Source organism: Opitutia bacterium (assembly GCA_016217545.1).
In the GTDB taxonomy this organism is placed as follows: domain Bacteria; phylum Verrucomicrobiota; class Verrucomicrobiia; order Opitutales; family Opitutaceae; genus Didemnitutus.
Window position 1 is genome coordinate 160,603 of record JACRHT010000016.1, and the last position, 11,864, is coordinate 172,466.

Consider the following 11,864-nt stretch of genomic DNA (forward strand, 5'->3'; position numbering starts at 1 on the left):
TCAATCCGTGACCTTGAGCGGGCGGCGCGCGGAGGCGTTGAAGAGGCGGCCGGGTAGGAGGTGTTCTTCCCAGAGCGGCAGCGAGGCCTCGCGACGCTGGTAGCGCGCGGCATCGGCCGAACGCGCGATGCGCTCGAAGGAGCCGGGCAGTTCGACGGTGGTCGCGGTGTTGTCGGTGAAGAGCGCGGTGCGTTCGACGACGGCGAGATAAAGTCCGTCGGCATCGCGGGCGTCGCGCAACATGCCGAGGTATTCGTCGAAGGAGCGGAGCTGGCTGACGTTCAAGACGCGCGGGCGGCCGGTGAGTTCGTCGAGCTGGCGGCCGTTCATCAGGACGATTTCCAGATCCTTGCCCGTCCAGTCGGAAGGCACGGGAATCTGCACAGTCTCGGTGGATTTTTCCGCTTGGAAACCGCGCCAGCTGAGCGTGGCGGTCAGCGTGTCGCCGGCGGCGGCGGTCGTGCGCGAGACTTGGAAAAGTTCGAGATAGCCGACGGGCGTCTCGCTGGTTTCCTCGACGGCGAAGCGAATCTTCTCCGGGAACGTGCGCTCGTAAGGGTTGAAGAGCCACTGCTGGAGATTTTGCGTGAACTCGCCGACGCCTTGCGCGAAGCCCTGCGGGCCGGGGTAGAGGCGGCTGAATTCGAGCGGCTCGCGGCCGGCGTATTCGACGGTGGCGCGCAGGCGGAAGCCGCGGGTGAGGCCGGCTTCGTTCGAGCCGAGGACGGCTTGCGTGAGGCCGGTGGCGGCGATGGTGGGCAGCAGCATTTCGTGCTGCACGACGGAGAAGTGGAGACTCTTGCGATTGAGGCGAGCGGGCAGGCTGATCTCGACCGGCACGAGGTGCGGCATGCGGCCGACTTCGCCGTAGATGCCCGACAGGCGGTCCTGCGAGAAGGAGCCGATGACGCGGCCAGTGTTCGCGACTTTGATCGAGTTCAACGAACTCGGGAGAATCGTGACGATCTCGGCTTCGGCCATCGGCACCTCGGTGGCGCCGAGCGTCATGAGCGGGTGGCCGAATGCCAGCACGTGCGTGCCGTCGATGTGCGAGACGGTGCCGCTCGCGGCCATCGAAACATCGCCGACGGCGAGCGCAGCGGCGACGACTCCGCCGGGCTTGAGATTCGCGGCGGGGGCGTTCGGCGTCTCTTCGGCGGCCGAGCCGAGGTTGCCGCCGAGCGCGACGGCGTTGAGGCCGATGGCTTCGAATTGCGGCGCCATCACTTCCGCGACCTGCGGCGCGATGCCGCCGAGCGAGAAGACCGGGCGAAAGGGTTGGAAATCCGCGCTCAAGCCGGCGCGCGGAGCCGCGGCCCGGCCATCGCGCGCGCGTGAACCGTTGACGGGAATCGGGAGCGTCGTGGCCGGCGCGGGCGTGCTGGCGGGCAGCGCGCTGACTTCGAGCATGTCGGCGATCGGCGTGAAACCCGCGTAGCGCACGGTCTCGAAACGCTGGATTTGGTAGGAGAGGACGCCGACGAGTTTGCCGTCGATGTAGAGCGGGCTGCCGCTCATGCCGGCGACGGCGCCCATGGGCTGAACGCGCGGGTCGGTGAGCTCGCAGAGGATGAGGCTCTTGCCGGGGCCGAGGGCGTTTCGGAGGACACCGGTGACTTGGACGCCGAACGGCTCCGACTGCGTGCCGCGGAAGACGGTCCAGACCTCGCCCTTCATGCCGGGCTTCAACTCCGAGAGCGCGAGCACCGGAGCGTTCGCCGGCTGCGCCTGCGCCGCGACGCCGAAGAGCAACGCGGCGACGAGTGCGACTGCCTCGGCGGCAGCGCGGGCGTGGAGGGAGAGGAATCGCATGGTTGCTCTAGGTAAACGGCACGAGGTGCCGTTTCTTAGAGCGACCTAATGGCCTTCGAGATGGTTTCGCAAGCCCGGGCAATGGCATTTCCCTCGTGCGCGGTGCTGAGGAACCACGCTTCGTAGGCGCTCGGCGGCAGATAGACGCCGCCGTCGAGACAGGCGTGGAAAAACCGGCCGAAAAGCTTCGCGTCGGACTTCAGCGCCGTAGGCATGTCGCGCACGGGTGTCGGCGTGAAGAAGAGGCTGAACATCGAGCCGACTTGCGGCGCCTGCAGCGGGAGGCCCTTGGCGGCGGCAGCGGATTTGGCGGCCTCGACGACCTGGCGCCCGAGCGCGTCGAGACGTGCGTAGGGATTCAACTCGTCGAGCATGCGCAGCGACGTGATGCCGGCAGCCATGGCGAGCGGATTGCCGCTGAGCGTGCCGGCCTGATAGACAGGGCCGAGCGGCGCGAGGTAGTCCATGATCTCGGCGCGACCGCCGAACGCACCGACCGGGAGGCCGCCGCCGATGATTTTGCCGAGGGTCGTGAGGTCGGGCGTGATTTTCTCGAGTTCCTGCACGCCGCCGCGGGCGAGGCGGAAACCGGTCATGACTTCGTCGAAGATCAGGATGGCGCCGTGCGCGGCCGTGAGCTGGCGGACGGATTGGAGGTAGCCCGCGTCGGGTTTGATGAAGCCCACATTGCCGATGTAGGGCTCGAGGATGACGCAGGCGATCTGACCGGGATTGGCGGCGAACGCGGCTTGGAGCGCGGCGGTGTCGTTGTAGGGAAGAACAATGGTCTCGCGCGCGAACGCTGCGGGGACGCCGGCGCTGTCGGGATGGCCGTGCGTGAGGGCGCCGGAACCGGCGGCGACGAGCAGGGAGTCGCTGTGGCCGTGGTAGCAGCCGGCGAACTTCACGATCTTGTCGCGCTTCGTGTAGCCGCGCGCGAGGCGGATGGCGGACATCGTCGCCTCGGTGCCGCTGGAGCACATGCGGACCTTCTGGATCGACGGGAAGAACTTCACGATCAGCTCGGCCATCTCGACCTCGAGCGGATTCGGCGTGCCGAAGGACGTGCCGCGCTCAAGCGCGTCGGCGATGGCGGCCTTGATGCGCGGGTGGTTGTGGCCATGGATGGCCGGACCCCAGGTGCAAACGAAGTCGATCAGCTCGCGGCCGTCGGCCGTGGTGAGCGTGGCGCCCTGCGCGGAACGGGTGAAGAACGGCGCGCCGCCGACGGAGCGGAAGGCGCGCACGGGGGAATTCACGCCGCCGGGGATGAGTTGCTTGGCGCGTTCGAAAAGTTGTTCGGAAGGGGACATGCGAGGGAGAAGGAAACCACTAATTGACGCTAAGGGGACACTAATCAGGTCAGAGCACCACGCGTTTCCACTCAAGCTTCGGGAATGCGCCACTTTTGACCAAGGTTCACCGCGTTTTGCGCTAGTTGAGGAACCAGGATGCGGCGATGCCTCCCGCGATCACGATACCCATGATCAACGACGCCAGCGCGAGGTTGCGATGCGAGCGTGCGGTGCCGCCCGCCCAATTCTCGTCGATGAACCGCTGGAGCCGCTTCCCGGCCCAGTTCGCTTCCGGGCCGGCCAAGGCCAAAAACCCCAGCGCGATGCAAGCAAGGCCCAGCGCGAACTGCAAAAGGTCGGAGATCAGGTCGAGCATCGCCGTGAATCAGCTCACGTATTTTTGGACGATTGGGATGCGGCGGCCGACGCCGAAGGCGAGGGGCGTGATCTTCAGGCCGGGCGCGGCTTGCTTGCGCTTGTATTCGCTGAGGTCGACCTTGCGGACGACGTCGTGCACGACGGCCGGCGGGAAACCTTGCGCGACGAGGTCGGCGCGCGACAGGCCTTGCTCGACGTAGCCGCGAAGAATGGCGTCCAGTTGGTCGTAGGGCGGCAGGCTGTCCTGGTCGGTCTGGTTCGGGCGCAGCTCGGCGCTCGGCGCCTTGTCGATCGTGTTCTGCGGAATGATCTCGCGCTCGCGGTTGATCCAGCGGGAGAGCGCGTAGACCTGTGTCTTGAACACGTCCGAGATAACGGCGAGTCCGCCGCACATGTCGCCGTAGAGCGTGCAGTAACCGACGGCCAGTTCGCTCTTGTTGCCCGTGGTGAGGAGGAGCGAGTTGAACTTGTTCGACATCGCCATGAGCAACAGGCCGCGAGCGCGGGCCTGGATGTTTTCCTCGGCGATGTCGCGCGCGGTGCCGGCGAAGAACGGCGCGAGCGTCGCCTCGGCGGAGCCCACGACATCCGCAATCGAAACCGTGTGGAATGGAATGCCGAGATGACGCGCGAGCGTCGCGGCGTCGTCCTTCGAGTGCTGGCTGGAAATGACGGACGGCAGGCTGACGCCGGTGACGTTTTCCTTGCCAAGCGCCTCGGCGGCGAGAACCGCGACGAGCGCGGAGTCGATGCCGCCGGAGAGACCAAGGAGCGCCTTCTTGAAGCCGGTTTTGTGCGCGTAGTCGCGCACGCCGAGGACGAGCGCATCGTAGATGTCGGCGAGTTCCTCCTGCGTGTAGGTGAGATGAACGCTGCCGCTCGTGGCCGGCGCGCCGAGATCGATGACGCGCAACTCCTCGCGAAACGCCGCGAGCCCGCCGAGCAAGTCGCCGTTGGCCGCGCAGGCGAGGCTGCGGCCGTCGAAGATCAGTTCGTCGTTGCCGCCGATGGAATTCACGTAGACCACCGGCGCACGGACGGTGCGCGCGGTGTCGGCGACGAGCGCGGAGCGGACGAGGCCCTTGCCGCAATTCCAAGGACTGGCGGAGAGGTTGAGAACCAAGTCACAACGCTGTCCGGCGAGTTGGGCGACGGGAGTCTGCGCGCCGTAGAGGCGGCGGGTCGGGACCATCTCGTGCGTCCAAATGTCCTCGCAAATCGTCAGGCCGATGCGGCGTCCGGCAAACTCAACAATGGTCGGCGCGGTAGCGGGCTCGAAGTAGCGGTCCTCGTCGAACACGTCGTAGGTCGGCAGCAGGCACTTGTGGGCCGAGCGCAGGATCTGTCCGCGATGGCAAAACGCCGCAGCGTTGAACGCCGGACGGCCGACCCCGGTCGAGTTGGTCTCGACGGTGCCGACGACGGCCGGCACCTCGCCGATCTCGGCGGCGATGGCGCGAGTGGACTCCTCGACGTCGCGCACAAAACGCTTCTTGAACAGCAGGTCGCGCGGCGGGTAGCCGCAGACGATGAGCTCGGGAAACAGGACCAGCTCCGCGCCTTGCGCGACGAGGCCGCGATAGGCTTCGAGGATGCGGCGGCGATTGCCCGCGAGGTCGCCGACGATGGTGTTGAGCTGAGCCAATCCGATACGCATGACGCCGGAAACGTGGGCGGCGGGCGCGCGGCTGGCAACAGCTACTTCCCGCTAGCCGGAACGCGAATTCCCTGCCAACTGTGCCACGTGCCGCGCCTTATTCTTGCCTCCGCCTCGCCTCGCCGCCGCGAACTCCTCGCGCAACTCGGAGTCGCGTTCGAAATCGTCACGGCGGCGGTGACCGAGCACGAAGCACCGGATGCCGATCCGCGGCACATGGTGCTCCACAATGCCGCACTGAAGGCGGATTGGGTCAGTGCGCGGCACCCGGAGGACTTCGTGCTCGGCGCCGACACGACGGTGTGCATCGACAACCATGTGTTGAACAAACCCGCCGACCTCGCCGAGGCGCGGGCGATGCTTTGGCGGCTGAGCGGTCGCACGCACTCGGTGTTCACTGGACTGGCGGTGCGGCGTGGAGTGGACGGCCTGCGGATCGACGAGATCGTGGAAAGCCGTGTCACCTTCCGGGAACTCGATGAGCCGACCATCTCGCGTTACCTGGAGCGCGTGCATACCCTCGACAAGGCGGGCGGTTACGCGATCCAGGAGCACGGCGAGCTGATCGTCGCGTCATATTCGGGGTCCTTGACGAACATCGTCGGTCTTCCCGTGGAAGAAACGAGAACACTTTTGACTCGTGCGGGTCTGATGCGCTGAATCCGCCCCGAAAGTGGTAACTTCGACCAATCCTCTGCGTCCCGACACCGCGCCCGAACCCAGCTCGCCCGTTCAGGCCCCCTCGAACCGTTCGGTTGCGATCGGCCTGCTCTGCACGCTGCTCTTCCACGTGCTGCTGCTGTGCCTCGCGCCGCTCTTCCCGGTCGAGAAATTCGCCGGCTCGCACTCGAATCTCGATTGGGTCGCCAAGGCGAACCGCGGCAAGGAATTCAACTTCGAGCTCGCCCAACCCGAGCCGCAGCCGAAGCAGCCCGATCCCTTCAAGTTCGTCGAAACCAATCCCGACGCCCCCGAAAACACGCCGGACAAGACGAACAACTACTCTAACCGCAACCAGCAGTCGGCCCAACAGGAGAAGCCGAAGGAAACCGATCCGGAAAACCGCCCGAGCATCAAGGGCCGCGACGACATCAAGAACGACTCCGCCATCGTGTCCGGCGACATGGCGCGCCCACAGGACGGCGCCGCGGTGACGGCGATGCAGAACGCGCTCGACAACACCACGCCGCAAGCGGCGCAGCAGGCTCGCGCTGAGCAAATCCCGCTGCAGGGCACCGAAAAGATCGACGGCAAGTCGGAGGAGGGCGTCGGCAGCAACATTTCCCAGAGCCAGTCGCCCTCGAACCACGCCGCGCAATTCCAGGAAGGCGCGAAGAACGGCAAGAGCGCGACCGGCGGCCTAACCGAGAGTCCCGATGTGCAGGAGCAACGTCCGAAGCCGAAGGCGCGCCCGCGTCTCACCCAAGCGCGTCCGAACGTGCTGCAGAACCGTTTGGCCGGTGTGCAGAACATCGGCATCCTCGGCATCGACGCGCGCTGGAGCGAATACGGCGAATACATGCAGGAGTTCGTCGAGATCGTGCAGGCTTCGTGGTATTCGATCCTCGACGAATCGCGCATCGCTCCGAAGTCCGGCACGCACGTCTTCGTGACCTTCACCCTGAATTCCGACGGCGAGGTTTCCATCGTGAACACCGAGGAGACCGCGGGCAAGCCGGGCACCTACGCGTGCACCAACGCGCTGACGATGCGCCAGCCCTACCGCAAGTGGACGGACCAGATGATCGCCGTGCTGGGCAAACAGCAGACGATCACGTTCAGCTTCTATTACTGGTGAGCACCGTCGGGGTAGAGTTCTGGTCCACTGTGCCGCTCGGGTTCGGGGTCAAGTTGCTCGCGCACGACGCCAACGGCCTCGCTGCCTTCGACAAGCCTGCCGGCGTGCTGTCGCATCCCAACTCGCGCGCCGACGAACCGCGCTCGCTGCTAACGTGCCGCTACGACGACGCGGCGGAGAGCTGGGTCTGGACCGACGCGAACGGCGGAGAGCGACGCGTCTGGTTGCTCAACCGCCTCGACGGTGCGACTTCCGGCGTGATTCTCGTGGCGGCGGACGGCGCGCTGGCGCGGGCGATCAAGGAGCAGTTCGCGCGGAAACAGATTCGCAAGGTCTACCACGCGCTCGTCTTCGGCAAACCCTCGGAGCGGGTGCAACTGTGGCGAGATCTCCTCGCGGTGCAAAAGAAGGGCGGCCAGGTGCGCACGAGCGCGAGCGCCGGCCACATTCCCGCCGTGACGCAATTCAGCTTCGTGCGGCACCAGCAGGGTGCGTTCTCGACCTCGTTGATCAAACTCGAGCCGCACACCGGGCGCAGCCATCAGCTCCGCGTGCAATGCGCGAAGCGCAATCTGCCGATCGTCGGCGACCAGACCTACGGCGACTTCGGCCTGAATCGCGCCTTCACGAAGGCCACGGGCGAGAAGCGCCTTTTTCTTCACTCCCTCGAAACGAGCTTCAGCTACGACTTCGCAGGGGCGACGCACCACTTCAAGGCCCACGCCCCGCTGCCGCCGGAGTTCATGGCGAAGTTCTGAGAAGGAGGAACACGCGTCCAAGCGGATCGGACGCACGACACGGCACAGCGTGGACGGACAAGTGAGCACAGGCCGCGAACGGGAAACGGCCCGTGAGGACACGGGCCCTCCGAAAAGCGTTCGTTTATCGGATAGGATGCGGCACTTTGCTGGCGGGCCGCTCAATGACACCTGATTCATTCTCGGAATTGCCCAAGCGCCGTCGGCCGGTGCACCTGCCATTGTGGGATGCCGCCGTTCGTTCGAATATCGTCTTTCTCACGGTGTGCACAAAAGACCGGCGTCCGGTGCTCGCGAATCCGGAAATGATGCGACGATTGACCGAAGCGTGGAGTGCGGCGACACGGTGGCGGGTGGGGCGCTACGTCATCATGCCGGACCACGTGCATCTCTTCTGCGCGCCGGGAAGCTGGCCGGCGGAGTCGCTGGCGCTTTGGGTGCGTTACTGGAAGCGACTGACAGCGCAGGCTGTCGCTGGCGACATCTGGCAGAAGAATTTTTGGGACACCCAGCTGCGTCGACACGAAAGCTACGGCGCCAAGTGGGAGTATGTGCGGCAAAATCCCGTGCGCGCCAAACTGGTGCGGCACGACGAGGATTGGCTCTACCAAGGCGAACTGAACGTCTTGGAATGGGTGGAGTGAAACCGGAGGGCCCGCGTCCCCGCGGGCCGCGAACGAGAGAACGGCCCGTGAGGACACGGGCCCTCCCTTACAGCAGGTTCAACTGCGAGTCGTCGGTCGGCTCGACCGTGATCTTTTTCTTCGGCTTCGCCTGCGGTGCGGCGGGGAGCGTCACGGTGACTTCGTCGGATTCGAGCTGACTGAGGATCGTCTTGGCGCGGTCGATCACCGTGAGCGGCAAGCCCGCGAGGCGGGCGACTTGGATGCCGTAGCTGCGGTCGGCGGCGCCTTCGACGACGCGGCGCACGAACACGATGTCGTCGTTCCACTCCTTCACGGCGACGGAGAAGTTGCGCAGGCGCGGCAGGTGTTTGTCGAGCTGCGTGAGTTCCTGATAGTGCGTGGCGAACAGCGTGCGCGGACCGCGATCGGCGGAGCGGTGCAGGTGTTCGACGACGGCCCACGCGATCGAAAGGCCGTCGTAGGTCGACGTGCCGCGGCCGATTTCGTCGAGGATGATGAGCGAGCGGTCGGTGGCGTTGTTGAGGATGTTCGCGGTCTCGTTCATCTCGACCATGAAGGTCGAGTTACCGCGCGCGAGATCGTCGCTGGCGCCGACGCGGGAGAAAATGCGGTCCACGAGTCCGAGTCGGCAGGCCTTGGCGGGCGTCCAGCAGCCGATCTGCGCCATGAGCGTGATGAGCGCGACTTGGCGGATGTAAGTGGATTTGCCCGCCATGTTCGGACCGGTGAGGAGGATGATCTGCGCGTCGGTGGCGGAGAGCGCGGCGTCGTTCGGCACGAAGGTGTAGCTGCCCGCGAGGCCGAGGCGTTCCTGCTTCATCATCTGCTCCACGACGGGATGGCGGCCGTCGGTGATCGAGAGCGAGTCGCCTTCGTCGAGGTCGGGGCGGCAGTAATCCCACTCGCGCGCCAGCACGGCCCAGCCGCCGAGCACGTCGAGTTCGGCGAGCGCCTCGGCGGTGCGCTGGAGCGCGGCGGCTTCGGCGAGGACGGCGCCAACGAGGTAGGCGAAGAGCTCCTGCTCGCGCGCGAGCGATTTCTCCTCGGCGGAGAAGATTTCCTTTTCCTTCAGCTTGAGGTCTTCGGTGACGTAACGCTCGCCGTTCACCGTCGTTTGTTTGCGGACGTAGTCGGCGGGGACGAGGTGGACGTTGGCCTTGGTGACCTCGATGTAGTAACCGAAGACGGACGTGAAGCGGACCTTGAGGCTCTTGATGCCGGTGCGCTCCTGCTCACGGCGTTCGAGTTCGGCGAGCCAGCTCTTGTTGTCGGTCGTGAGGCTGCGCAGGCGGTCGAGCTCGGCGTCGTAGCCGGCGCGGATGTAATTGCCGTCGGCGAGGTCGTTGGGGAGTTCGTCGGCGAGCGCTTGCGAGAGCAGATCGCGCAGCGCGGGCAAGTCGGTGAGGCGCGCGCGGACCTTGGAAATTTCTCCGCCGTGGCTGCCGACGAGGTGCGAGTCGAGCAGGTCGAGGCAGGCGATGATGGCGGGAATCTGCGCGAGCGTGTCGCGCACGCCGCCGAGTTCGCGCGGGTTGCGGAGGCGGTTTTGCAGGCGACCGAGGATGCGCGGGATGTCGCGGACTTTGTTGAGCAGTTCGCGGATGTTCGCGAGGTCGCTCGGTTGGGCGACGAATTCGCCCACGGCGGTCTGGCGGCGGCGAATTTCGGGGAGATCGAGAGTTGGCGCGGCGAGCCAGCGTTCGAGCAGGCGGGCGCCGGCGGCGGTCGTGGTGCGGTCGATGGCGCCGAGCAGCGAGGCGTCGCGGGTGCCGCGGATGGAGGCGAAAATCTCGAGGTTGCGCAGCGTCGCGGGGTCGAGGAGCAGGGTGTGCGCGCTGCGGTATTCCTGAAGCGAGCGGAGGTTTTCCGGCTTCGCGCAGAGATTTTCCGTCGCATAGTAAACGACGGCGCCGGCCGCACCGAGCGCGGCATGGTTGTTGGCGAGGCCGAAACCTTGGAGATTCAGCACGCCGAGCGCGTCCATCACGGTCTTCGCGCCGCCGCTGATCTCGAAATGGTAGCCGGGCAACTCGGTGATGAGACGCTCGGCGCAAAAGTGCTGGAGGTTGTGCGTGACGTGCTCCTCGTGCGGCGCGGCCTTCCATTTTTCGAGGTCGCCCTCGATGAGGACAAGTTCGGCGGGGTCGAGCGCGGTGAGAACGGGCAGGAGATTTTCCGGACGCGCGTCGGTCGCGACCCGGAACTCACCGGTCGAGACGTCGAGCCACGCGGCGTGCAGGCCGTGTTTGTTCAGCTCGAGGGCGCAGAGGTAGTGGTTTTTCGCGGCTTCGAGCTGATTGGCGGCGAGCGTGGTGCCGGGCGAGAGGATGCGGGTGAGCTGGCGCTTGACGAGTTTGCCGGCCTTGGCGGGCTCGGCCTGGTCGCAGATCGCGACCTTTTTGCCGGCGGCGAGGAGCTTGGTGACGTAGTTGTCGGCGGCGTGGAACGGGATGCCCGCCATCGGGTAGTCTTGGCGCTTGGTCAGAGTGATCCCGAGCAGACGCGAGGCGACCTCGGCGTCCTCGAAGAACATCTCGTAGAAATCGCCCAGGCGGAAAAGCAGCAGCGTGTTCGCCGGGAGGCCGCGTTTGACCTCGAAATACTGCTGCATCATCGGCGTGAGCTTTTCGGACATGAGCGGGCTTTCTTGAACCACCAACGGCCGGAGGGCACGCAGAAAATCGCCCCGGAAGGGGCGCGGGCTTTTCGCGCTGGTTTTGTGGGGCGGCGTGTGCTTCGTGTGCGGCGTGGTGAATCTTTTCCATGTCGATTTGGGCGGGCAGGGGAATCCGCCGATGATCGTGCTGCACGGGTTGCTCGGCTCGTCGCGCAACTGGCAAACGACCGGGCGCGACCTCGCAACGCGCTTTCACGTCGTCGCGCTCGACTCCCGCAATCACGGCCGCTCGCCGCACGCGGGCGACATGAGCTACGAGCTGATGGCGGACGATGTGCTCGCGTGGATGGACGCGCGCGGGCTGCCGGCGGCGACGATCGTCGGACACAGCATGGGCGGGAAGATCGCGATGCTGCTTGCCTGCCGCCATGCGGCGCGCGTGCAGCGACTCGTGGTCGTCGACGTGGCACCGCGCGACTACAGCTGGCAGGGGCATCGCGCGGAGTTCATGGCGATGAACGAGCTGAATCTGACGAACCTCCAGTCGCGGCAGGAGGCCGAGATGCGCTTCGAGGCGCGCGTGCCTGACCTGGGCATGCGGAAATTTCTCACGACGAATCTCGCGCGCAATGACGCGGGCGAGTGGTCGTGGGCGATCAACCTGCCGGTGCTCACACGTGAGTTGCCGCGACTCGAAAAGGACGCCTTGACACCCGCCGATCGTTACGAAAGGCCAACGCAGTTCATTCTCGGCGGCCGGTCACGCTACGTGCAGGAGAGCGACCACGAAGCGATTCGCCGGCACTTTCCGCAGGCGCGGCTCACGACGATCCCGGAAGCCGGCCACAATCCGCACATGGATGCGCGCGAGGCGTTCGTGCGCGCGGTGCTCGATGGATAGG

Annotated in this window: 10 protein-coding genes; 5 read left to right on the plus strand and 5 right to left on the minus strand. The window is 65.9% G+C overall.

What is annotated here, in order from left to right; translation table 11 throughout:
- From HZA32_13280 to HZA32_13295, 4 genes are all read right to left on the minus strand, one after another.
- Positions 1-1,812, minus strand: coding sequence for a hypothetical protein (locus HZA32_13280; GenBank protein MBI5425044.1), 1,812 nt, complete (start codon positions 1,810-1,812; stop codon positions 1-3).
- Positions 1,813-1,847: 35 nt separating this feature from the next.
- Positions 1,848-3,125: a glutamate-1-semialdehyde 2,1-aminomutase gene (gene hemL / locus HZA32_13285; protein ID MBI5425045.1), complete on the minus strand. Its 1,278-nt coding sequence runs from the start codon at positions 3,123-3,125 to the stop codon at positions 1,848-1,850.
- 121 nt (positions 3,126-3,246) lie between these two features.
- Positions 3,247-3,483 (minus strand): hypothetical protein, encoded by a 237-nt coding sequence (locus HZA32_13290; protein ID MBI5425046.1) that lies wholly within the window; start codon positions 3,481-3,483, stop codon positions 3,247-3,249.
- A 9-nt stretch (positions 3,484-3,492) separates the two neighbouring features.
- The gene (locus HZA32_13295) at positions 3,493-5,142 is read right to left on the minus strand and encodes an NAD+ synthase (protein ID MBI5425047.1); all 1,650 of its coding nucleotides are present in this window, start codon (positions 5,140-5,142) and stop codon (positions 3,493-3,495) included.
- 78 nt (positions 5,143-5,220) lie between these two features.
- Between HZA32_13295 and maf the strand changes: the two genes are divergently transcribed.
- The 4 genes from maf (at position 5,221) to HZA32_13315 (ending at position 8,342) form a co-directional block, all read left to right on the plus strand.
- Entirely contained in the window at positions 5,221-5,802 is a 582-nt protein-coding gene (gene maf, locus HZA32_13300; GenBank protein MBI5425048.1) for a septum formation protein Maf, read from the plus strand.
- A 13-nt stretch (positions 5,803-5,815) separates the two neighbouring features.
- The gene (locus HZA32_13305; protein MBI5425049.1) at positions 5,816-6,940 is read left to right on the plus strand and encodes a hypothetical protein; all 1,125 of its coding nucleotides are present in this window, start codon (positions 5,816-5,818) and stop codon (positions 6,938-6,940) included.
- A gap of 29 nt (positions 6,941-6,969) precedes the next feature.
- Positions 6,970-7,698, plus strand: a complete 729-nt coding sequence (locus tag HZA32_13310) for an RluA family pseudouridine synthase (GenBank protein ID MBI5425050.1) — start codon at positions 6,970-6,972, stop codon at positions 7,696-7,698.
- A 188-nt stretch (positions 7,699-7,886) separates the two neighbouring features.
- Entirely contained in the window at positions 7,887-8,342 is a 456-nt protein-coding gene (locus tag HZA32_13315; protein ID MBI5425051.1) for a transposase, read from the plus strand.
- Between the two features lie 67 nt (positions 8,343-8,409).
- On the opposite strand, the gene mutS is transcribed toward HZA32_13315, so the two are convergent.
- Positions 8,410-10,959 carry a DNA mismatch repair protein MutS gene (gene mutS, locus HZA32_13320; protein ID MBI5425052.1) on the minus strand — a complete coding sequence of 850 codons (2,550 nt, stop codon included), beginning with the start codon at positions 10,957-10,959 and terminating at the stop codon, positions 8,410-8,412.
- Between the two features lie 133 nt (positions 10,960-11,092).
- Here mutS and HZA32_13325 point away from each other — a divergent pair, with 133 nt between their 5' ends.
- Positions 11,093-11,863, plus strand: a complete 771-nt coding sequence (locus tag HZA32_13325; protein MBI5425053.1) for an alpha/beta fold hydrolase — start codon at positions 11,093-11,095, stop codon at positions 11,861-11,863.
- Position 11,864: the final 1 nt, after the last annotated feature.

What these genes read in the sequence shown, in the direction of transcription:
- HZA32_13295 (MBI5425047.1), bottom strand. Translation starts at nt 5,142, where the DNA reads ATGCGTATCGGATTGGCTCAGCTCAACACCATCGTCGGCGACCTCGCG.
- HZA32_13290 (MBI5425046.1), bottom strand. Translation starts at nt 3,483, where the DNA reads ATGCTCGACCTGATCTCCGACCTTTTGCAGTTCGCGCTGGGCCTTGCT.
- HZA32_13280 (MBI5425044.1), bottom strand. Translation starts at nt 1,812, where the DNA reads ATGCGATTCCTCTCCCTCCACGCCCGCGCTGCCGCCGAGGCAGTCGCA.
- mutS (MBI5425052.1), bottom strand. Translation starts at nt 10,959, where the DNA reads ATGATGCAGCAGTATTTCGAGGTCAAACGCGGCCTCCCGGCGAACACG.
- hemL (MBI5425045.1), bottom strand. Translation starts at nt 3,125, where the DNA reads ATGTCCCCTTCCGAACAACTTTTCGAACGCGCCAAGCAACTCATCCCC.